General features: G+C 62.9%; 20 protein-coding genes. 6 read left to right on the top strand and 14 right to left on the bottom strand.

The genetic code is table 11. The features are described 5' to 3' along the window. The first annotated feature begins 180 nt into the window (after positions 1 to 180). Together LHFGNBLO_RS24935 and LHFGNBLO_RS24940 are read left to right on the top strand one after the other, a co-directional pair. A complete protein-coding gene (locus LHFGNBLO_RS24935; RefSeq protein ID WP_258601961.1) occupies positions 181 to 1125 on the top strand; it encodes a carbohydrate kinase family protein in 945 nt (314 codons plus the stop codon). Between the two features lie 70 nt (positions 1126 to 1195). Beyond that, on the top strand, positions 1196 to 2113 hold the full coding sequence (locus LHFGNBLO_RS24940) for a pseudouridine-5'-phosphate glycosidase (RefSeq protein ID WP_258609882.1): 918 nt from the start codon (positions 1196 to 1198) through the stop codon (positions 2111 to 2113). Positions 2114 to 2119: 6 nt separating this feature from the next. Here LHFGNBLO_RS24940 and LHFGNBLO_RS24945 read toward each other — a convergent pair whose 3' ends face one another. Next, the gene (locus LHFGNBLO_RS24945) at positions 2120 to 2449 is read right to left on the bottom strand and encodes a TfoX/Sxy family protein (RefSeq protein WP_258601962.1); all 330 of its coding nucleotides are present in this window, start codon (positions 2447 to 2449) and stop codon (positions 2120 to 2122) included. A 90-nt stretch (positions 2450 to 2539) separates the two neighbouring features. On the opposite strand from LHFGNBLO_RS24945, the gene LHFGNBLO_RS24950 reads away from it, so the two are divergent. Then, positions 2540 to 3037, top strand: a complete 498-nt coding sequence (locus tag LHFGNBLO_RS24950) for a GFA family protein (protein WP_258601963.1) — start codon at positions 2540 to 2542, stop codon at positions 3035 to 3037. 37 nt (positions 3038 to 3074) lie between these two features. Here the strand turns inward: LHFGNBLO_RS24950 and sufA are convergent, their stop codons facing one another. The 7 genes from sufA to LHFGNBLO_RS24985 all read right to left on the bottom strand — a co-directional run bounded on the left by sufA (position 3075) and on the right by LHFGNBLO_RS24985 (position 10158). Next, a complete protein-coding gene (gene sufA / locus LHFGNBLO_RS24955; RefSeq protein WP_258601964.1) occupies positions 3075 to 3455 on the bottom strand; it encodes a Fe-S cluster assembly scaffold SufA in 381 nt (126 codons plus the stop codon). Positions 3456 to 3565: 110 nt separating this feature from the next. After that, complete coding sequence (locus LHFGNBLO_RS24960) at positions 3566 to 3958, bottom strand: SUF system Fe-S cluster assembly protein (protein ID WP_258601965.1); 393 nt, start codon at positions 3956 to 3958, stop codon at positions 3566 to 3568. Positions 3959 to 3963: 5 nt separating this feature from the next. After that, positions 3964 to 5208: a cysteine desulfurase gene (locus tag LHFGNBLO_RS24965; protein ID WP_258601966.1), complete on the bottom strand. Its 1245-nt coding sequence runs from the start codon at positions 5206 to 5208 to the stop codon at positions 3964 to 3966. Between the two features lie 4 nt (positions 5209 to 5212). Next, on the bottom strand, positions 5213 to 6481 hold the full coding sequence (gene sufD, locus LHFGNBLO_RS24970; RefSeq protein WP_258601967.1) for a Fe-S cluster assembly protein SufD: 1269 nt from the start codon (positions 6479 to 6481) through the stop codon (positions 5213 to 5215). Between the two features lie 25 nt (positions 6482 to 6506). Then, a complete protein-coding gene (sufC, locus tag LHFGNBLO_RS24975; RefSeq protein WP_258601968.1) occupies positions 6507 to 7262 on the bottom strand; it encodes a Fe-S cluster assembly ATPase SufC in 756 nt (251 codons plus the stop codon). A 27-nt stretch (positions 7263 to 7289) separates the two neighbouring features. Further along, on the bottom strand, positions 7290 to 8807 hold the full coding sequence (gene sufB, locus LHFGNBLO_RS24980) for a Fe-S cluster assembly protein SufB (protein ID WP_258601969.1): 1518 nt from the start codon (positions 8805 to 8807) through the stop codon (positions 7290 to 7292). A 187-nt stretch (positions 8808 to 8994) separates the two neighbouring features. Next, complete coding sequence (locus LHFGNBLO_RS24985; protein ID WP_258601970.1) at positions 8995 to 10158, bottom strand: cysteine desulfurase family protein; 1164 nt, start codon at positions 10156 to 10158, stop codon at positions 8995 to 8997. A gap of 257 nt (positions 10159 to 10415) precedes the next feature. Here LHFGNBLO_RS24985 and LHFGNBLO_RS24990 point away from each other — a divergent pair, with 257 nt between their 5' ends. Together LHFGNBLO_RS24990 and LHFGNBLO_RS24995 are read left to right on the top strand one after the other, a co-directional pair. Then, positions 10416 to 11090 (top strand): alpha/beta hydrolase, encoded by a 675-nt coding sequence (locus LHFGNBLO_RS24990; protein ID WP_013532163.1) that lies wholly within the window; start codon positions 10416 to 10418, stop codon positions 11088 to 11090. Between the two features lie 18 nt (positions 11091 to 11108). After that, positions 11109 to 11759, top strand: coding sequence for an FMN-binding negative transcriptional regulator (locus tag LHFGNBLO_RS24995; protein ID WP_258601971.1), 651 nt, complete (start codon positions 11109 to 11111; stop codon positions 11757 to 11759). A 21-nt stretch (positions 11760 to 11780) separates the two neighbouring features. Here the strand turns inward: LHFGNBLO_RS24995 and LHFGNBLO_RS25000 are convergent, their stop codons facing one another. From LHFGNBLO_RS25000 to LHFGNBLO_RS25020, 5 genes are read right to left on the bottom strand one after another with little or no spacing between them, the layout of a single operon-like run. Next, on the bottom strand, positions 11781 to 12590 hold the full coding sequence (locus LHFGNBLO_RS25000; protein WP_258601972.1) for a phosphatase PAP2 family protein: 810 nt from the start codon (positions 12588 to 12590) through the stop codon (positions 11781 to 11783). A gap of 30 nt (positions 12591 to 12620) precedes the next feature. Continuing rightward, positions 12621 to 14264, bottom strand: coding sequence for an ArnT family glycosyltransferase (locus LHFGNBLO_RS25005; protein WP_258601973.1), 1644 nt, complete (start codon positions 14262 to 14264; stop codon positions 12621 to 12623). Positions 14265 to 14309: 45 nt separating this feature from the next. Continuing rightward, entirely contained in the window at positions 14310 to 14642 is a 333-nt protein-coding gene (locus LHFGNBLO_RS25010; RefSeq protein ID WP_258601974.1) for a lipid-A-disaccharide synthase N-terminal domain-containing protein, read from the bottom strand. Beyond that, positions 14635 to 15369 (bottom strand): glycosyltransferase family 2 protein, encoded by a 735-nt coding sequence (locus tag LHFGNBLO_RS25015; RefSeq protein ID WP_258601975.1) that lies wholly within the window; start codon positions 15367 to 15369, stop codon positions 14635 to 14637. The genes LHFGNBLO_RS25010 and LHFGNBLO_RS25015 overlap by 8 nt, the downstream gene beginning before the upstream one ends. A 16-nt stretch (positions 15370 to 15385) precedes the next feature. After that, positions 15386 to 15691 carry a hypothetical protein gene (locus LHFGNBLO_RS25020; RefSeq protein ID WP_258601976.1) on the bottom strand — a complete coding sequence of 102 codons (306 nt, stop codon included), beginning with the start codon at positions 15689 to 15691 and terminating at the stop codon, positions 15386 to 15388. Here LHFGNBLO_RS25020 and tyrS point away from each other — a divergent pair. Continuing rightward, positions 15678 to 16931: a tyrosine--tRNA ligase gene (gene tyrS, locus LHFGNBLO_RS25025; protein WP_258601977.1), complete on the top strand. Its 1254-nt coding sequence runs from the start codon at positions 15678 to 15680 to the stop codon at positions 16929 to 16931. The two genes, LHFGNBLO_RS25020 and tyrS, sit on opposite strands and share 14 nt — an antisense overlap. 22 nt (positions 16932 to 16953) lie before the next feature. Here the strand turns inward: tyrS and LHFGNBLO_RS25030 are convergent, their stop codons facing one another. Continuing rightward, entirely contained in the window at positions 16954 to 20331 is a 3378-nt protein-coding gene (locus LHFGNBLO_RS25030; RefSeq protein ID WP_258601978.1) for a DUF3971 domain-containing protein, read from the bottom strand. Between the last annotated feature and the right edge of the window lie 21 nt (positions 20332 to 20352).

Below are 20352 nucleotides of genomic sequence, written 5' to 3' on the forward strand. Positions count from 1 at the left end.
AAAAACAATCATTATCCGGATTTGTTCTTTTTTTGTTTCACGATTTCGTTCAGCAACGCATCCCACATTGGGCCAGACGGGTCGGTTGATTCGATCTGCCGAATCGCTGCCTTGCCTGCGAGGCTCCGCCGCAGAGCCTAGCGCTTGTGCGGCACGATTAACAAAGGTCATATCGCCCGCATGGTGAAATCCCCTGACATACTGGCGGTAGGCGGCGCCCATATCGACCGACGCGGCCAGGTTTCGGGCCCGTACGTGCCGGCTGCGTCCAACCCCGGCACGATGCGCGAGGATGTCGGCGGCGGCGTCTTCAACGCGCTGCGCAGCACCGTGCGGCGCGGCGTCTCGGCCTCGCTGCTTTCCATGCGCGGCGGCGATGCGGCCGCCGAGACGGTTTCGCGCGCCATAGCCGAGGCCGGCATTACCGACCTGTCGGCGGTGTTCCTCGACCGTACGACGCCTAGCTACACCGCGCTGATCGACCGCGACGGCGAACTGATCGTCGGCTTTGCCGACATGGCGCTCTATGACCTGGCGTTTCCCAAGCAGATCCGCCGCTCCAAGGTGCGTGAAGTCATCGGCTCAGTCGATGCTATCCTGTGCGACGCCAACCTGCCGTCTTCGGCACTCGAACGGCTGGTGTCGCTGGCTTCCGGCAAGCCGGTGTTCGCGATTGCCATCTCGCCGGCCAAGGTGGTGCGGCTCATACCGGTGCTCGGCGCGCTGGCGCTGGTGTTCATGAACCGACGCGAGGCCATTGTGCTGGCCGGCGTCAATGCAAATGCCGCGGAACCAGATATCGTCGACGGGCTGAGGTGCACCGGCCTCAAAAACGGTGTGGTGACGGCAGGTGGTGGCGAGGTGCTCGGCTTCGACAATGCCGGCGCCTTCTCGATCCTGCCGCCTGTCCCAAGAAAGGTCGCCGACGTCACCGGCGCCGGCGATGCGTTGGCGGGGGCAACGCTCGCGGCCCTGCTGCGCGGCCTGCCATTGCGCAAAGCTCTGCGGGAAGGCGTGGCCGCGGCGACGCTTGCCATCGAAAGCGCGGATGCGGTGCCGGCCTTCACTGCGGCCACATTCGCCGAAGCACTGGCCCTTGTGCCGGATGCGCAGGAAATGGCATGAGGTCGGCGAATCCCATTTGCTGGAGTGCGCAGTCCAGGTGGACGCGCGGCGCTCCGGATCGGAGACCATGATGACGCCGGAAACCGCCCGCCCCTTCATCGACATCCACCCGCCAGTGGCGCAGGCCCTGGCCGCCGGACTGCCGGTGGTGGCGCTGGAAAGCACCATCATCACCCATGGCATGCCCTATCCCGACAATGGCGCGATGGCAGCCAATGTCGAAAAGATCATCGCCGATGGCGGAGCTGTGCCGGCGACGATCGCCGTAGTTGCCGGCCGCATCAAGATCGGCCTTTCCGACGGCGAGCGCGAATCGCTGGCGATGACGGGTGACGCCATGAAGCTGTCGCGCGCCGATTTCGCTTTCGCCGTCGCCGAAGAACGCACCGGCGGCACCACTGTCGCCGCCACGATGATCGCCGCGCATATGGTGGGGATAAAGGTGTTTGCCACCGGCGGCATCGGCGGCGTGCACAAGGGGGCGGAAAAGAGCTTCGATATTTCCGCCGATCTCGACGAATTGGCGCGCACGCCAGTCATCGTCGTCTCGGCCGGCGCCAAGGCGATCCTCGACATCGAAAAGACGCTGGAGGTGCTGGAAACACGCGGCGTGCCAGTGGTCGGCTATGGCTGCGAAACGATGCCGGCCTTCTGGTCCAGGCATTCGCCTTTCCGCGCCCCACTGACCTTGCACGGGCCAGACGAGATCGCGCATTTCTACAAGACCCGGCAGGCGCTCGCCCTGGAGGGCGGCATGCTGATCGCCAACCCGGTGCCCGAGAACCACGAAATCCCGGCCGACGAGATGGCCGGCTACATCGACGCCGCGCAAAAAGCCGCCGAGGCGCTGAACGTGACGGGCAAGGCGGTCACGCCGTTCCTGCTGGGGAAAATCCTCGAACTGACCGGCGGCCGGAGCCTGAAGACCAACATCGCGCTGGTGGAGAACAATGCGCGGCTGGCGGCGAAGATCGCCAAAGCACTGTAGTCGCTATTAGGCCTGTTTCTCGGTTCGCCGCCCGGCCTCGTAGGCCCGGCGTGCCCAGATCGCCATTTCGTCCGGATCGTCGAAGGCGCTGTCGGGAATGCTCCAGTACGGCATGGAGACGAGCTTGCCGTGCCGCGAGCCAGTATAGGTCCATTGCTGGCAGCCGGCGGCTTCGAAGTCGGGGGCGCTTTCCGCATCGGCCTTCAGCTTCAGTTCGCCGCGCAGTACGATCGCAACGATGACGCCGTCGAAATAGATGCCCTTGCCACCGAACAGCCTGCGGATGCTGACCGGACCGAGGCCCTCGAAAAGTTCGGCAATGCGTTCGTTTTCCATGCCGCGATCATGTCATCGTGATCTGGGCTTGTCATCGCCGCAACCAAGACCATGCTGACAGGTTGAGAACAATTCCTCGGAGTCCCCATCATGCCGCTTCTGCTCAAAGGGTCCTGCCGCTGCAACGCCGTGCACTTCGAGGTGGAGAGCCACACGCCGGTGCCGTTCATGCTGTGCTACTGCTCGATCTGCCGCAAGCAGCAAGGCGGTGGCGGCTTTGCCATCAATCTCGGCGCCGACTATGAGACGCTGAAGATCACCGGCAAGCGCAATCTCGGCGTCTACCGGGCTGAGATCGAGGACGACGAGCATCCGCAGTGCGAGATCTCCTCGGGCGAGCGCAATTTCTGCCGGAAATGCGGATCGGCACTCTGGCTCTACGATCCAACCTGGCCGGAACTGGTGCACCCTTTTGCCTCGGCGATCGACACGAAGCTGCCGAAGCCTCCCGAGCGCGTCCATCTGATGCTGAAATACAAGGCGAACTGGGTCGAGCCCGAAATCCACAAGGGCGACAAGGCGTTCGAGGTCTATCCCGAGGAGTCGATTGCCGACTGGCACAAGCGGACGAAGATGTGGGTGGATTAGCGTCCTTCTCCCCGTAAACGGGGCGAAGGAAGAGGCCTCAGGCCGAAGCGCGCGCTTCCGCCAAGGCCTTCAAATCGGCCGGCTTCAGTTCGACCGATTCGCCGCAGCCGCAGGCCGAACTCTGGTTCGGGTTGTGGAAGGTGAAGCCGGTGCGCAGCGTCGTCTGCTCGAAATCCATCTCGGTTCCGAACAGGAAGAGTGCTGCTTCCGGCGCGACATAGACATGGGCGCCATCGCGCTCGATGTGGTCGTCCTGGGTGTTTGGTTCGGTGACCAGGTCGACCGTATATTCCATGCCGGCGCAGCCGCCCTTCTTGATGCCGAGGCGGATGCCATGCGCGTTGTCGCGGGTGGCGACGATCTCGCGCACCCGGTCAGCGGCCTTTTCGGTCATCGTGATGACGGCGAAACGTCCCATTTTTTCTCTCTCCATTCCGTGCAGGTTCAACGCCTGCCGAATGATTCCTCACCTAAAATGGTGAACTTTTCTACCCGACGCAAGGGCGCCAATCCTTTGTCCGACCGATGCTAATACCAGCCGACCGCGACCTGCGCCTCTTCCGACATGCGGTCGGGCGACCAGGGCGGATCGAAGGTCATGTTGACCTCGACGCCGGAAACGCCTTCGACGGCGCCGACGGCATTTTCCACCCAGCCGGGCATTTCGCCGGCCACCGGGCAGCCCGGCGCGGTCAGCGTCATGTCGATCTTGACGGCGCGGTTGTCCTCGATGTCGATCTTGTAGATGAGGCCGAGCTCGTAGATGTCGGCCGGGATTTCCGGGTCATAGACCGTCTTCAGCGCCGAGACGATGTCGTCGGTCAGCCTCGCCAGTTCGTCGGCGGGGATGGCCGAAGCAGAAACCAGCGGATTGGTGGCCGTTTCCGGCACGGTCTCGGTGGTGTTGCTAGCGTCTTCCATCATCATCACCCGAAGAACTTGCGCGCTTTTTCCAGCGCTTCGGCCAAAGCATCGACTTCAGCCCTGGTATTATACATGCCGAACGATGCCCTGCATGTGGAGGTTACGCCAAAGCGTTTCAACAGCGGCTGGGCGCAATGGGTGCCGGCGCGGACTGCAACGCCCTGCCGATCGATCACCATCGACACGTCATGGGCGTGAATGCCTTGCAGCTCGAAGGAGATGATGGCGCCCTTGCCCGGAGCGTCGCCGAAGATGCGCAGCGAATTGATGGCGCGCAGCCGCTCGTGGGCATAGTCCTTCAGCTCGGCCTCGTGTGCTGCGATGCGCTCGCGGCCGATCTTTTCCATATACTCGAGCGCCGCACCCAGTCCGATCGCCTGCACGATCGGCGGCGTGCCGGCCTCGAAGCGATGCGGTGGCTCGTTGTAGGTGACGATGTCTTCCGTCACCTCCTCGATCATCTCGCCGCCACCCATGAAGGGGCGCATGCCCCCCAGAATGTCCTTCTTGCCGTAAAGCACGCCGATGCCGGAGGGACCGTAGACCTTGTGGCCGGTGAAGACGAAGAAGTCGCAGTCGAGATCCTGCACGTCGATCGGCATGTGCACGGCGCTCTGGCTGCCGTCGACCAGCACCGGAATGCCGCGTGCATGCGCAATGCGTACGATCTCCTTGATCGGCGTCACCGTACCCAGTGCATTCGACATCTGGGTGATGGCGACCAGCTTGGTGCGGTCGGTCAGCCGCTTTTCGAATTCCTCGATATGGAAGGCGCCGAGATCGTCGACCGGCACCCAGACCAGCTTGGCGCCCTGCCGCTCGCGGATGAAATGCCACGGCACGATGTTGGAGTGATGCTCCATGATCGACAGCACGATCTCGTCGCCCTCGCCGATGTTGGGCATGCCGTAGCCGTAAGCAACCGTGTTGATCGCCGCGGTGGTGTTCGAGGTGAAAACGATGTTGTCGGTGCTTGGCGCGTTGAGGAAACGGCGCACCGTCTCACGTGCCTTCTCATAGGCATCGGTCGCGGCATTGGACAGGAAATGCAGGCCGCGATGGACGTTGGCGTATTCCTGGGAATAGGCGTGCTGGATCGCGTCGAGCACCGCCTGCGGCTTCTGTGCGGAAGCGCCATTGTCGAGATAGACCAGCGGCTTGCCGTAGACCTCCCGCGACAGGATCGGGAAGTCGCGGCGGATCGCCTCGACGTCGTAGAAATCTCCGATCTTGCCCGGTGCGTTCATCGGTTCACCCGTGCGTCAAGAACCAGCCGTCGAGCCGTGCTTCCAGCGCATCGACAATGGCCTCGTCCTTCAGTTCCTCGATCACCTCGGCAACGAACGCCTTGACCAGAAGCCCGCGCGCGGTCTTCTCGTCGACGCCGCGCGCCATCAGGTAGAACAGATGGTTGTGGTCGATCTCGGTGACGGTCGCGCCATGGCCGCAGACGACATCGTCGGCGAAGATTTCGAGCTCCGGCTTGGTCGAGAACTCGCCATCATCCGACAGCAGCAGCGTGTTGCAGGCCATCTTGGCGTTGGTCTTCTGGGCGTATTGGTGGACGTTGATGCGACCCTGGAAAACGCCACGTGCCTTGCCGGTCACCACATTGCGGATCACTTCCGTCGACGTCGTGTGCGGCACGGCATGGTCGAGCACCATGGTGACGTCCGTATGAGTGTCGCCGGCAAGCAGGTTGATGCCGCGCAGCGTGAAGTCGGCGCCTTCGCCTGTCGTCCTGACCACGATCTCCTGGCGTACAAGCTTGCCGCCGGCATTCATGAAGAACACCGTCAGCTTCGAATTCTTGCCGAGATGCGCCTTGAACTGGGCAAGATGCGTGGCCGTTTCCGGCTGCTCCTGCACTATCAGCCATGTAACGTCGGCGCCCTCGCCAAGCACGAGCTGGCTGACGGAGCTGGCCAATGCCGCGCCATCGCCGGTCTGGCGCTCGACGACGCTTGCCTTGGCACCAGTGCCGACGCGGACGGCCAGGCGCACATGGGTCTGGCCCCCGGCCTGCAGGTTCTGCAACTCGATTGGTTTTTCCAATTGGGCGCCGTCGGCGATGTCGACGAAATAGCCGTCGGCTACAAAGGCGGTATTCAGCGCACCGATGGCGTCGTCGCTGCCATAGGGATCGAGCCCCGGCGCGATGCTGCCGTCGGTCAGCTTTTCCGACAGGCGCTGCACGGTGACGCCCTCGATCGCCGGTGTCTTGGTGCTCGAAACGCCGTTCAAGACCGGCAGGATGGCAGAGCCTTCCACAATCGGCGCGATGGCCTTGGTGGCGGCTGTGGGATCGAAGTCCGGCACCGAGGTCAGCAGGCGGCGCAGGTCCGTGTAGTGCCAGGATTCGATGCGCCGCGTCGGCAGGCCGTGCTTGATCGCCTCGATGGCGTCATCGCGCTTCAGCATCACCGCGCCGTCGCCGGGCAACAGCGACAGCCGCTCGCCAAAGGCGTCAATCAGCGCCGTTTCGGCTTGGGTTCGCTGGGGTTGTGTATGCATATTCATCAGTTTCGCCTTGCCTTGTGGCATCTCACGCGGCTTCGCCGATCACACCGGCGTAGCCATTGGCTTCGAGGTCGAGCGCCAGCGATTTGTCGCCCGATTTGATGACCTGGCCCCTGTAGAGCACGTGCACACTGTCCGGCACGATGTGTTCGAGCAGGCGCTGGTAGTGGGTGATGACGACGATGGCGCGGTCGGGCGAACGCAGCGCATTGACGCCGTCAGAGACGATCTTCAGCGCATCGATGTCGAGACCCGAATCGGTCTCGTCGAGCACGCAAAGCTTCGGCTCCAGCAGCTTCATCTGCAGGATCTCGGCGCGCTTCTTCTCGCCGCCGGAGAAGCCGACATTGAGCGGGCGCTTCAGCATCGCCATGTCCATGTTGAGCGAGGCGGCAGCTTCCTTCACCCGCTTCAAAAATTCCGGGATCTTCAGCGGCTCCTCGCCGCGCGCCTTGCGCTGCTCGTTCATCGCCACTTTCAAGAATTCCATCGTCGCCACGCCCGGTATCTCCATCGGATACTGGAACGCCAGGAAGATGCCGGCGGTGGCGCGCTCGGCCGGATCCATTTCGAGGATCGAATGGCCGTTGTAGAGGATGTCGCCTTCGGTGACCTCATAGTCCTCGCGGCCGGCGAGGATGTAGGACAGCGTCGATTTGCCCGAGCCGTTCGGGCCCATGATGGCGGCGACCTCGCCGGCTTTCACCGTGAGGTTCAGACCGCGGATGATTTCGGTGCCGTCATCGACGATGCGGGCGTGCAAATTCTTGATCTCAAGCATTCTTTTGTTTCCTGAATATCTGTCCGGTCAGCCGACCGAGCCCTCGAGCGAGATGCCGATCAGCTTCTGCGCCTCGACCGCGAACTCCATCGGCAGTTGCTGGATGACGTCCTTGACGAAGCCGTTGACGATCAGCGCGATCGCCTCCTCCTCGGGGATCCCACGCTGCATGACGTAGAATTTCTGGTCCTCGGAGATCTTCGACGTCGTCGCCTCATGCTCGAACTGCGCCGTCGAGTTCTTGGCTTCCATGTAGGGCACGGTGTGCGCGCCGCACTGGTCGCCGATCAGCAGCGAATCGCAGTTGGTGAAGTTGCGGGCGTTGGTCGCCTTGCGGTGCGCCGAGACCTGGCCACGATAGGTGTTCTGCGAGTAGCCGGCGGCGATGCCCTTGGAGATGATGCGGCTCGACGTGTTCTTGCCGAGATGGATCATCTTGGTGCCGCTGTCGACCTGCTGGTAGCCGTTCGACACCGCGATCGAATAGAACTCGCCGCTGGAATCGTCGCCGCGCAGGATGCAGCTCGGATATTTCCAGGTAATGGCCGAGCCGGTCTCGACCTGCGTCCACGAAATCTTCGAACGGTCGCCACGGCAGTCGCCGCGCTTGGTGACGAAGTTGTAGATGCCGCCCTTGCCCTCGGCGTCGCCGGGGTACCAGTTCTGCACCGTCGAATATTTGATCTCGGCATCGTCGAGCGCCACCAGTTCGACAACCGCGGCATGAAGCTGGTTCTCGTCGCGCTGCGGCGCCGTGCAGCCTTCGAGATAGGAGACGTAGGCCCCCTCCTCGGCGATGATCAGCGTACGTTCGAACTGGCCGGTGTTCTTCTCGTTCATGCGGAAATAGGTCGACAGTTCCATCGGGCAGCGCACCCCCTTGGGCACGAAGACGAAGGAGCCGTCGGTGAACACGGCGGAGTTCAGCGTGGCGTAGTAATTGTCGGAGGTCGGCACGACCGAGCCGAGATACTTCTTCACCAGCTCCGGATGCTCGCGGATCGCTTCCGAGATCGAGCAGAAGATGACGCCGGCCTGCGCCAACTCCTTCTTGAAAGTGGTGACGACGGAGACGGAATCGAACACCGCATCGACGGCGACGCGGCCCGACTTGTAGACATTGTCGCTGGCTTCCTCCAATTCGGCCACGTCGGTCTTCTGCACGCCGGCGAGGATTTCCTGCTCCCTCAGCGGAATGCCGAGCTTCTCGTAGACCTTCAAGAGTTCAGGATCGACGTCGCTGAGCGAGGTCGGTCCGGGCGTGCTCTTGGGCGCCGCGTAGAAGTAGATCTCTTGGAAATCGATCTTCGGGTAGTGCACGCGCGCCCAGGTCGGCTCGTCCAGCGTCAGCCAGCGGCGATAGGCTTCCAGACGCCATTCGAGCATCCAGGACGGCTCGTCCTTCTTGGCCGAAATAAAACGGATGATGTCTTCGCTCAGGCCCTTGGGGGCCTTGTCCATCGCGATTTCGGTCTGGAATCCGTATTTATACTGGTCGACGTCGATCTTTCGAACCCGATCGATCGTATCCTGCACAGCAGGCATATGCGTTCTCCATCCACGCCGGGGTCAAGGCCCGACAGTTTTCAAACTATGGCATCGCCAGAGCCCCCATTGAGGCAGCCCGGACGGCGTAAGTTCCATATAGTGCGTTCCGACCGGAAATTCACCCGGCCAACATGAAACGCACGGCTCTACCAGGCCACATGGCCCGTATTCATTTAGGCCACGCTCAGGCGGCTTTTTCCCTGTTCGCCCGGCGCGAGGCGATCCCTGCCAGCGCCGTGCGGAACAGTTCGATGTCCCCAGCACTCGTTGCGTGGCCGATGGACACGCGCAAAGCGCCAAGGCTGTCACCGTAGCCCATGGCCTTCAGCACATGGCTGGGGCCGACCTTGCCTGACGAGCAAGCTGATCCGGCCGACAGCGCCACGCCGGCCAGATCGAAGGCGATCTGCGCCGTTTCGGCCTTGATGCCCGCAATAGCGAAGAATGTCGTGTTGGCAAGCCTCGGCGCGCCGGTTCCGAAGATTTCCGCATCCGGCGCCAGCATTTTCAAGATGGTCTCGACCTCATCGCGACGGCGACCGACCGCCTCGATGCTCTTCAATCCGGTCAGGACATCACGCGCTGCCGCGCCAAAACCGGCAATTGCCGCCAGGTTTTCGGTGCCGCCGCGACGGCCCTTTTCCTGGCCGCCGCCATTGATCAGGGGCTTCGGCATCATCAGGTCCGCGGCGGCGACGATGGCGCCGACGCCCTTGGGACCACCTATCTTGTGCGAAGACAGAATCAAGTAATCGGCGTAACCCGCTGACATATCGAGCGGAATACGCCCGGCCGCCTGCACCGCGTCGACGACCAGGATGCCGCCCGCCGCCTTGACGATAGCGGCGATGGCCTCGACCGGCTGGATGACGCCGGTCTCGTTGTTGGCGGCATGGATCGCCACCAGCGGCAGACCGTCTGCCTTGTCGTGACGGCCGAGTGCCGCCGTCAAGGCGTCGAGATCGGCGATGCCATTGGCGTCGACGCCGATCCGCGTCACCTGAGCCGCCGGGAACCGCCCGCCATTCAACAGGCAAGGGTGGTCGGCCTCCGATACATAGAGCCGGCTCATGCGGACCGCACCGCGCCCCATCTGCCAGTCGGGCGTCAGCAGCGTCGAGGCGGCTTCCGTCGCGCCTGATGTGAAAACCACATGCTCGGGTTTGGCGTTGACCAGAGCGGCCACATCGCGCCTTGCGTCCTCGATCAGGCGTCGCGCCGCACGCCCCTCGGCATGGACCGACGACGGATTGGCGGCGACATCGAGCGCAGCGACCATTGCGTCACGCGCCGCAGCAGTGAGCGGCGCGCTGGCATTGTAGTCGAGGTAGGCGCGTGTTGCGGCCATTTTCGTTCAATCGGTCCCGTTAAAAGCCATTCCGCTGACGTAGCGCGTTATTTCCTTGAAATTGCAAGGCGAGCCGTCCTATTTACGCGGCTTGCGGCGCGGGCGGCCGAGCCACTACGTTTTGGCCACCCAGTTTTGAACAATTCTAAACTAGCTTCTAAGAAGACGCTCGCCCTGCGTCAAGGCCTGGGGAAGGCTGGGGCCAGAGGAAGAGTTGTTCCGGTCGCCGCGCTCTCATATGCGAAGTGGAGTATTTTATGCCTGAGGTCATTTTCACCGGTCCGGCCGGCCGCCTGGAGGGCCGCTACCAGCCTTCCAAGGAAAAGAGCGCGCCGATTGCCATCGTCCTGCACCCGCACCCCCAGTTCGGCGGCACGATGAACAACAAGATCGTCTACGACCTCTTCTACATGTTCCAGAAGCGCGATTTCACCACGCTCCGCTTCAATTTCCGCGGCATCGGCCGCAGCCAGGGCGAATTCGACCACGGCACCGGCGAGCTGTCGGATGCAGCCGCCGCCCTCGACTGGGTGCAGTCGCTGCATCCGGACTCCAAGAGCTGCTGGGTCGCCGGCTATTCGTTCGGCTCCTGGATCGGAATGCAGCTTCTGATGCGCCGGCCGGAGATCGAAGGCTTCATTTCGATCGCGCCGCAGCCCAACACCTATGATTTCTCGTTCCTGGCGCCCTGCCCGTCGTCCGGCCTGATCATCCACGGCGACGCCGACAAGGTGGCGCCGCCCAAGGACGTGCAGGGCCTGGTCGACAAGCTGCACACACAAAAGGGCATCACCATCACCCAGAAGACCTTGCCCGGCGCCAACCATTTCTTCTCGAATGACGCCGACCTGTTGCTCGAGGAATGCGCGGACTATCTCGATCGGCGGCTCGCCGGCGAATTGTCCGATCCTCGGCCCAAGCGGCTGAGATAGACGGAGCGTCGAACGGCGATGTACCAGCCCCCACATTTCCAGGAAACGCGGCAGGACGTCCTGCACGGGCTGATACGGACGCATCCGCTTGGCCTGCTGATTTCCAATGGAGCCGAGGGACCGGTCGCGAACGCGATCCCCTTCCTGATCGACGCGGACGTGCCGCCGAACGGCAGGCTGCGTGCGCATCTGGCGAAGGCCAATCCGCAATGGCGTCTGCTGGCCGACGCTCCAGCGTCCCCCGTCCTCGTCGTCTTCCAGGGCGCCGATGCCTATGTGACGCCGTCCTGGTACGAGACCAAGCGCGAGACCGGCAAGGTCGTGCCGACCTGGAACTACGCCATCGTCCAGGTGCGCGGCACGGTCAAGGTGATCGAGGACCGGGACTGGATCGCGCAGCAGATTGCCGATCTCACCCTGTCGCAGGAAGGCAGTCGCGAGGCGCCCTGGGCGGTGACCGATGCGCCACCCCCCTTCATCCAGTCGCAAATCAAGGGCATCATCGGGCTGGAAATCGAGATCACCGACATCAGCGGCAAGTGGAAGGTCAGCCAGAACCGCCCCACCGCCGACCGCGTTGGCGTCGCCGAAGGGCTGGAGAACGAAGCTGCCGGCGCGCCCGACATGGCCCGGCTGGTAAGATCGTATGGCGGGCTGGACAACAGCTGAGACACGCGCCTCGACTGCGTATCATGCCAGTCGAAACGTCTCCTTGCGCACCGGCAACCCCGAGCGCGTCGAACGGAACATGAAACCAAGCCGGGCAAAGATCAGCCCGCAGGCCAACGCAAAGGCGCATCCAAGGCCGAAGCCGGCGACCGTGTCGCTCGGGTAGTGCGCGCCGACGAAAACCCTGGTCGACGCGATGCACGCGGTAATCGGGAGGGCGATGTACCAGCGTTTCGGAAACAGCAGCAGCGCGACCCCGAACACGGCGCCCATCGTGGTGGCATGGCCGGATGGGAAACCGGCAAAGCGCGCATCAAAAGCGAACGGATGCAGCGACAACACACCGAAATCGTTGAAATACATCGGACGCGCCCGGCCGATCGCATACTTCAGCACATTCACGGCCAGGCCGGACAGACCAACGGCGCTCAACACCAGAAAAGCGAGGCAGGTCCAGTTGTAGACAAGCATCAGCGACCGCCTGGAAAGGCTTCGCCAATCGATCAGGTTAGCGATGACAAGCAAAAGCGCTGATGGAATGAGGTACCAGCCGCCAAGGCCGAACTGGGTGAAGAAGTCGGCAAGCTGGACGAAACCGGGCGACCATTGTCCCCGAAGCATCCCCGCCGGGGTGTCGAGGCAAACAAAGGCTGCGGCCGTCAGAAAGGCCCAAATCAGCAGCCAGATCTGCCATTGGAGTTTCGGATAGAAGGCGGGACGAGCGCCAAAGCGCCTTCTCGCGATCTGGATCGTATCGCGAAAATTGCCGAAGGATCGACCGAACACCGCAAGCAGTGCGACGGACACGGTAGGGCGCGATTTCACCAGCATCTGAAACTCGACCCTGTCATCGAAGAGCCGTCACCGGGCCACACGGTAAAGGCCGAGCGACAGTTTGTCTCCCGACGAATAGTTGATGCCGTCGATCTCGGCGACGCGGTTCGCCACCTTGCCTTGCCCCGCCAACAGATCAGCCAGTTTTTTCTCGTCCCCGACCGGCGCCAGCGCCAGCGCGCAGGCCGGGTCTTCCAGCAGATGCCTGGCGACGCCATCGACATCCGTCAGAACAGTCTTGGTGCCCACCAGGAACACCAGGCTCGGTTCGTGATACTCCGCCGAGGCAAGCACCGTCGTCTCGCAGGGGCGGTTCGCAAGAACCGCAGCCTCGATCCGAGGGCTCAGCCAAAGCGGCTGCAAAGACGGCGCGATGACGCCGAACAGCAGGCCATAGGTTACGCCGGCGCAAACCGCGATGGCGCCAATACGGCCAAGGGACACCTGCAACTGACGCGAAAAGGCCAGATAGCCGGCCGCGAGTGCGGCGGCGGCGGCCGGAATGCTCCACCACAGGAAGGTGGCCGCAAGATAGATCGGCGCGGCGATGCAGACCACGACAAGGCCGACTGTCACCACAGCGAGGCCGAAGGCGGTCGACCACCACAGCCACACCTGCCAGCGCCTGAGCGGTGCATTCGCGTCCTGTGGCTGCAATGTCAGGAGCCAGCCGATCAGCAGCGCCATGCCGGGATAGGCCGGCATGACATAGTGCGGCAGCTTCGTCGGGATCAGCTCGAACAAAAGCCAGAACGGGATGTACCAGGCGAGGCAGAAGCGCAGCCGAGGATCGTCGCGCAGGCGATTGAGGGCCTGGAGGCCGGCGCCAACCGCGATCAGGCCGAAGGGCCACATGAACAGCGAATAGGTCAACATATAGAAGCCGGGTGGAAGACCGTGTGATTCCTCGCCCTGCGCGACCTTGCTGAGCATATCCTTGCCGACCGCCTGCTGCAGGAACGCGCCACCGCTCTTCCAGGTGATGAGGGCAAGCCAGGGCAGCACGATGAGGACCACCAGAGCCAAACCACGCGCGGCCTTCAGCTTCGACAGCCAGCGCCAGTCCCGCTCGAACGCGAACAGCACAGCGATCGTGAGCGCCGACAAAAGCGGCGCGATCGGCCCTTTGATGAGGATTGCAGCGCCTTGTGCTGTCCAGAAAATCCACGGCAGGTGGCCGGCGACGGCCTCGTTCTTGCGCGACGCCGTATAGATCTGCGCCAGCGCGCCTTGCGCCAGGATGCAGCAGGCGAGCAGCATCGCGTCGGTCTTGGCGTCGCGGCCTTCGAAAGCCGTCGCGAATATCGCCGCCATTACCAGACCGGCGGCCAGACCGGCATTGGCTCCGAAAAGGTTGGTTCCTGTCCAGGCTATCGCCACGACGGCGATGGCGATGCCCAGCGCCGAGACCAGGCGGTACACCCAGATCGGCGCTTCCGCTCCCTCGCCGCTCAGCGCGACGGCCGCCGATTGCAGCCAGTAGATGCCGATCGGCTTCTGATAGCGCGAGGCATTCTGGAAGCGGATATCGACATAGTCGCCGGTCTCGGCCATCTGCTTGGTGGCCTGGACGAAGCGTGGCTCATCGCGGTCGAGCGGCGGCATGGAAGCCAGCCCCGAAATCGTCATCAGCACGCTGAACAGGAAGAGAAAGAGATAGTTCCTGTTCATCGCCACACCAGCCTTTCCGACGCTTGCATTGATCCGGCAGATTGCTCAATCGACCTTGGTCATTGCCGCTTTGCGCTCATTGGCGATGAGCCAGAGATTGCGGATGTAGATGAACATGCCCAGGGACTGGCCGGCGATGAACACCGGATCCTGCCGCTGAATGGCATAGAGCAGCAGCAGGCCGCCGCCAAACAGCGAAAAGAACCAGAAGGCGACCGGCACGACGCTGCGCTTGGCCTTTTCCGACGCGAGCCACTGCACGACGAAACGCATGCTGAAAAAAAACTGGGCTACGAAGCCGAGCAAAACCCACGCATCGAACTGTTTGACGAAAACCTGGTGAAGCCAGGTCGCCAGCTCCTGAAGCACGTTAGCCATGCCTGATTTCCTCTACTTTTGGCATTCTGCGGCGCCGCCGCCGAAGCCACCAGACGCCGCCAAGATCAAGGGCGCCTTGCAGGCCGCGATCGAAAATCCCGTAATTCGACTTGCCGTGGCGGCGAGAGCGGTCGACGACGTCGCAGTGAACGACATGGTACCCCTCCTGGATGACCAGCGCCGGAACGAAGCGGTGGGTGCCGTCGAAGAACGGCAATCTCCTGAAGATATCCGTATGGACAGCCTTCAGGCCGCAGCCGGTGTCACGGGTTTCGTCATGCAGGATGGCGCTTCTCAGCCAGTTGGCAAAACGGGAAGCCAGTTGCTTGATCTTGCTGTCGCGACGCTTCAGGCGCTGTCCTTGCGCGGCACCGACATCGGGACCGGCCTGGCGCAGCGCGTCGACCAGCACCGGAATGTATTTGGGGTCGTTCTGGCCGTCGCCGTCGATCGTGGCGACGATAACGCCGCGCGCCGCCCATACGCCCGAACGCACCGAGAGAGACTGACCCGCCGATTTCTGATGCCGGAGCTGGCGCAGCGGAAACGGGCGCAGCGCCGCCTGCGCGGCAAGCACCGCGGGTGTTTCGTCGGTCGAGCCGTCATTGACGACGATCACCTCGAAGTCGCGCCCGGCCATCGCGGCTGCGATCTCGTCGAGCAGAAGCGGCAGGTTTGCCGCTTCGTTGCGGCAAGGAATGACGATGGATATCAATGCGTCCGGCATATCGCGTCGGGCTCTGTCATGGATATGGCATTTTGATGGATGCCGTGCGGTGCCGTTCCAGCGGATCGAAGGACCCGGAGGCGCGGCGCCTCATTACGCCAGCCGAAACGATGACGCAAGCATACGCGGCGCCGCACCATCCGCTCGCAAAACCGGATTCCACTTTTTGCTGATCGCGCAAAACCTTTATCTGGCGCGCGATCACACGCAAAACCGGATTCCACTTTTGCTGATCGCGCGCGGATGCTAAACGCCCGCGTTCATGCACGCCCGAGCCGCAGCGGCCGGGCGCTTTCGGGAAAGATAAAATGTCCGCCTTCAAATCCGATTTCCTGCGCACGATGAGCGAGCGCGGTTTCATCCACCAGACTTCGGATGATGCCGGCCTCGACCAGCTTTTCGCCAAGGAAACGGTGAGCGCCTATATCGGCTTCGACGCAACCGCCAAGAGCCTGCATGCCGGGTCGCTTATCCAGATCATGATGCTGCACTGGCTGCAACAGACCGGCCATCGGCCGATCGCGCTGATGGGCGGCGGCACCTCGATGATCGGCGATCCGTCCTTCAAGGACGAGGCCCGCAAGCTGCTGACGCCTGGAGATATCGAGGACAATCTGGCCGGCATCCGCCGCAACTTCATGCCCTACCTCAAATTCGGCAGCGGCCGGAACGACGCCATCATGGTCAACAACGCCGACTGGCTGATGGAGATCAACTACATCAACTTCCTGCGCGATGTCGGCCGGCATTTTTCCGTCAACCGCATGCTCGCCTTCGATTCGGTCAAGCTCAGGCTCGATCGCGAGCAATCGCTGTCGTTCCTCGAATTCAACTACATGATCCTGCAGGCCTACGATTTCGTCGAGCTCTACAAGCGTCAGGGCTGCCGGCTGCAGATGGGCGGCTCCGACCAGTGGGGCAACATCGTCAACGGCATCGATCTTGGCCATCGCATGGAAGGCGCGCAGCTCTACGCGCTGACCACGCCGCTGCTCACCACCTCGTCCGGCGCCAAGATGGGCAAGTCGGCATCAGGCGCGGTCTGGCTCGATGCGGAGATGCTGTCGCCATACGAGTTCTGGCAGTACTGGCGCAACACGGAGGACGCCGATGTCGGCCGCTTCCTCAAGCTCTATACGACGCTGGCCTTGGACGAAGTCGCGCGCCTGGCAGCATTGGGTGGTTCCGAGATCAACGACGCCAAGAAAGTGCTCGCCACCGAGATCACGGCCATGCTGCATGGCCGCGAGGCGGCGGAAAATGCCAGCGAAACCGCGCGCAAGACATTCGAGGAAGGCGTGACGGCCGAAACGCTGCCGACCGTCGAGGTGGGCAAGGCCGAGCTGGAAACGGGTGTCGGCATATTGTCGCTGTTCGTCACCGCAGGGCTCGCCGGGTCCAACGGCGAGGCGCGACGGCACATCCAGGGCGGCGCCGTGCGCCTGAACGACCAAACCGTGTCCGACGATCGCCGGGTGGTGACACTTCAGGATTTGAGTCCGGAAAATGTCGTAAAGCTATCGCTGGGCAAGAAAAAACACATCCTGGTGCGGCCGGTCTGATCCGACCGCTTCAGCTTGTTTCTCATCGGTATTCGAAGATTGACCGGAAGATTCCAGGTGCGATCACCGACAGCGGATTGACGTCCAGCACTGGCTTGTTGGCGTTACCCTTGAGCCGGTAGGTGACGCCGATCAGGCCACGGTCGCGGCCATTGCCGAGCAACACGCCGACAAGCGGCAGTTCACCGAAGATGCGGTTGAGGCCGTAGACCGGCATGAATGTGCCGGTCATGTCCATATTGTTGTCCTGATCGTAAAGAGTGCCCTGGAAGGTGGTGCCGATGCGTGGGCCGCGCAGCACACCATTGGCCAGCTTCAGATAACCGGCGCCCTTGACGATCTCGGCAAAGCCTCGCTCGAATTTTACCCGTGACGTGTCGATGTCGGCCTTGACCGCTTCGTTCAGGCTGCGGCTGTCACCAGCCGGGGTGGTCGATACGATCGAGGCGAGTTTCGGCTCGTTGACGACAAAGAAGTTGCTGGTGTCGATCTGGCCCTTCATCGGGCCGTCGCCCGCTCCCGCCAGGGCCAGCGTGATCGACCCGCCTTCCATGTGTTCGTAGATGTTGAGGAAGCGCAGGACGGCGCCGGCGTCGGCCGACTTCATGTTGAGCGCCCGCCTGCCGTCGCCGGTGGTATTGCTGATGGCTATGGCAGCACCCGAACTTGCCGTGGCGTTCACCTTGAGCCCGTTCACCCTGGAACCGGCGGCGCTGTAGTCGAGCTTCAGGTTCGACAGGACCTCGTCGTGGAAACCGGTCAGGGAATTGACATCGGCGCTGACGGAAATCGCGTTGGACCCGGTGGTCTTGGTGGCGGTGTCGACATCGGAGGTGAACTGCTTGATCAGCGAACGGGCGTCCAAAGCGTTGCCGCTGACATCGACCGCATAGCCCTTGCCCGATCGCTTGACCGACACGGCAACGTCATCGCCGCGGTTCAACGTGACCTTGCTGAAACGGGCCGTCGACAGGGCACCGTTGACCAGCACCACGTCGCCGTCGATGGAGAAGCTCTTTCCGTCGAGGTTGAAATCGGACAGCGTCGTGGTGCTGTCGGACTTCGTCATGACGAATGTGACGTTGGCGGGAATGCCAGGTCCCTTGCTCCACCCCGCCCAGGGTATGTCCAGCCTGGCATTGGTCAGGTCGGCCGAGACACTCTGATTGCCGTCGCCGCTCTTGTCGATCGCCACCTTTATGGTTCCGGAAAGCAGCGGCGACAGGCCAGGCATGGCGCTCGCGCGCGTCTTGTCGTCGAGCACCAGCGCGACCTTGCGGCTGCGCGGCGGTCCAGCGTCATTGAGCGGCTCGACCAGGTCGAGTTCGGCCGGAATACCGTTCAGCAGCGCCTTGGCTGAGATCACCGCCTGATCGGGCCCGACCGTGATCGAACCGTCGGCCTCGGTCACCGTCTGGTCCTCGAACTGCTTGGCGAGCGACAGGTCCTTGTAGTCGAGCGAGACCAGCCAATCGAGTTTAGAGGTATCGACACCCGATTGCAGCGGAATGTCCGCCTTGACGTGGCCGGTCACCGTACCGGACAGGTCTTCCGGCAACAGGCCGACATGGCGCATGGCGTTGATCGGCTCGTAGGAGGCGAGTTCGGCGATTGCGGGCGCCTCACCGGCGACATCGATCTCGAGCGCGCCGATCACCGGCGGGCGGTTCGCCGCCTTGACCGTCAGCGTGCCATTGCTTGCCGCCACGGTGCGGCCGCTCGGCATATAGACGCTGCCCGAGGACAGCGCGATGTCGACATCGTTGCCGTGAAAGGAGACAACGCCTACGGCATCGCGTATCGGCGGAATGCGGCCGGCCGTATCGAAGCGCGAGCCTTCGACCTGGAAACGGCCGAACACTTCATCGGCGGAAAGCGGCACCCCGTTGCCGAGACGCCCCGGCACGACCTGGAACTGAAGATTGGCATCGACGACACGGCCGCCGAACAGGTTCTTCAGCACCCACAGGCGCGCGTTGCGCGCCGAAAACCAGGGCCACAACTGTTTGACATGCGAGACCGGCATGTCGTGGACATTGAACGCAACCGATATCCCCGGCGCCTGTCCCTCGACGAAGGCGACCGAAGCGGTGCCCAGCGCCTCGCTCGCGGACCCGGACCTGATGCCGATCTGCTCGGCGACAAGCTTGTGGCTTCTGGTCTGGTAGACACCGGCGATGCGGGCGATGAAATTCAGCGCCGGCTCGGGCGATTCCGAAGGCGCCAGAGACGAGCCATCGCTGGTCAGGTCGTAGCGATAGGATGGCTCCTCGCCGGCCGCACCGGCCGCAGGCTTCGGCCCGATCGAACCGGCGAAGTCGAACGTCGAGCGGCCGGTCTTCACGAGCAGTCTGTCGACCTGGATCTTGTTGGAACCGGCGACAAGCGTGGCATTGACGTCGACATCGGCCGGCAGCAGCCCGCGCGTGCCAAGATCGAGCACCGAGCCGGTGAGCGACAATGAGCCCGTCAGCCGCGAATTGTCCTCGCCAAATCCTTCCGATCCGGTCAGCTTCAACGCAACTGCGCCCAGTTTGCCACCCGCCGCCGCAGTGTCGTTGGCGCCAGCTATCTCCGCGCTGGCGTCCAGGCCGGTGACGCGTCGTGTCGTGGTATCTCGGGTGGCTGAGGCAGCGATGGTGACCGCCCGGCCGTCGACTTCGGCATCGGATGAGAATTCCATGCCGCCCGGCCCCGACTGCAGAACGGTGGCATCGGTGATCCTGACCAATTTGACCGATCCGGCCTCGGGCAGTTCGAACTCGACGTTCATCAAGTCGATCCGGCGCATCGACTCCTCGCGCACGGCATCGAGCGCGCGGTTGACGTTGGCGAACATGGCAGCGGCCAGTTTTTCCGGATCGATGAGGCCGTCTTCATTGCGCAGCGCTGCCGTCCAGTCACTGGACGGCAGCGACGCGGTCACGATGTGGGCGTCGGAAATCCTGGCGCTGGTGAGCCGAACCTCGCCCGAAAGCAGCGGTATCAGCCGGATGCCAAAGCGGATCCGCCCGGCGTCTGCGATCGGCTTGCCGTCGGCGGTCTTGAGGCTGACATCGCTCACCTGCAGCGCAATGAAGCTCGACCCGTCAAGCGTGAGGCGGGCGGGCCCGACCGCAACGTTGACATCGACGCCGACCAGTTTCTCGATGGCAATTTCGGCTTCCGCCCGAAGCCGCTCGGTGCCGATGCCGGATGCGCCGATCGCATACACGGCGACGGCGGCCAACAGCACGAGCGCAGAGAGACCTGCAAACAACCGCGCAAGAATGCGAAAGCCACGACCGATCCTGGCCTGACCGAGCGGCGGTACGCGGCACGCAGACGGGAACGTGCCCAGGTCGGTGATCTCATCACGCCTGAACTTTATCTTCTCGTGCTGCGGTTGCTCCTGATCCACGCAATTTTCCGTTGTACGAAC

The sequence above is a fragment of the Mesorhizobium sp. AR10 genome (assembly GCF_024746795.1).
In the GTDB taxonomy this organism is placed as follows: domain Bacteria; phylum Pseudomonadota; class Alphaproteobacteria; order Rhizobiales; family Rhizobiaceae; genus Mesorhizobium.

What these genes read in the sequence shown, in the direction of transcription:
- LHFGNBLO_RS24935 (WP_258601961.1), top strand. Translation starts at nt 181, where the DNA reads ATGGTGAAATCCCCTGACATACTGGCGGTAGGCGGCGCCCATATCGAC.
- LHFGNBLO_RS24940 (WP_258609882.1), top strand. Translation starts at nt 1,196, where the DNA reads ATGACGCCGGAAACCGCCCGCCCCTTCATCGACATCCACCCGCCAGTG.
- LHFGNBLO_RS24945 (WP_258601962.1), bottom strand. Translation starts at nt 2,449, where the DNA reads ATGGAAAACGAACGCATTGCCGAACTTTTCGAGGGCCTCGGTCCGGTC.
- LHFGNBLO_RS24950 (WP_258601963.1), top strand. Translation starts at nt 2,540, where the DNA reads ATGCCGCTTCTGCTCAAAGGGTCCTGCCGCTGCAACGCCGTGCACTTC.
- sufA (WP_258601964.1), bottom strand. Translation starts at nt 3,455, where the DNA reads ATGGGACGTTTCGCCGTCATCACGATGACCGAAAAGGCCGCTGACCGG.
- LHFGNBLO_RS24960 (WP_258601965.1), bottom strand. Translation starts at nt 3,958, where the DNA reads ATGGAAGACGCTAGCAACACCACCGAGACCGTGCCGGAAACGGCCACC.
- LHFGNBLO_RS24965 (WP_258601966.1), bottom strand. Translation starts at nt 5,208, where the DNA reads ATGAACGCACCGGGCAAGATCGGAGATTTCTACGACGTCGAGGCGATC.
- sufD (WP_258601967.1), bottom strand. Translation starts at nt 6,481, where the DNA reads ATGAATATGCATACACAACCCCAGCGAACCCAAGCCGAAACGGCGCTG.
- sufC (WP_258601968.1), bottom strand. Translation starts at nt 7,262, where the DNA reads ATGCTTGAGATCAAGAATTTGCACGCCCGCATCGTCGATGACGGCACC.
- sufB (WP_258601969.1), bottom strand. Translation starts at nt 8,807, where the DNA reads ATGCCTGCTGTGCAGGATACGATCGATCGGGTTCGAAAGATCGACGTC.
- LHFGNBLO_RS24985 (WP_258601970.1), bottom strand. Translation starts at nt 10,158, where the DNA reads ATGGCCGCAACACGCGCCTACCTCGACTACAATGCCAGCGCGCCGCTC.
- LHFGNBLO_RS24990 (WP_013532163.1), top strand. Translation starts at nt 10,416, where the DNA reads ATGCCTGAGGTCATTTTCACCGGTCCGGCCGGCCGCCTGGAGGGCCGC.
- LHFGNBLO_RS24995 (WP_258601971.1), top strand. Translation starts at nt 11,109, where the DNA reads ATGTACCAGCCCCCACATTTCCAGGAAACGCGGCAGGACGTCCTGCAC.
- LHFGNBLO_RS25000 (WP_258601972.1), bottom strand. Translation starts at nt 12,590, where the DNA reads ATGCTGGTGAAATCGCGCCCTACCGTGTCCGTCGCACTGCTTGCGGTG.
- LHFGNBLO_RS25005 (WP_258601973.1), bottom strand. Translation starts at nt 14,264, where the DNA reads ATGAACAGGAACTATCTCTTTCTCTTCCTGTTCAGCGTGCTGATGACG.
- LHFGNBLO_RS25010 (WP_258601974.1), bottom strand. Translation starts at nt 14,642, where the DNA reads ATGGCTAACGTGCTTCAGGAGCTGGCGACCTGGCTTCACCAGGTTTTC.
- LHFGNBLO_RS25015 (WP_258601975.1), bottom strand. Translation starts at nt 15,369, where the DNA reads ATGCCGGACGCATTGATATCCATCGTCATTCCTTGCCGCAACGAAGCG.
- tyrS (WP_258601977.1), top strand. Translation starts at nt 15,678, where the DNA reads ATGTCCGCCTTCAAATCCGATTTCCTGCGCACGATGAGCGAGCGCGGT.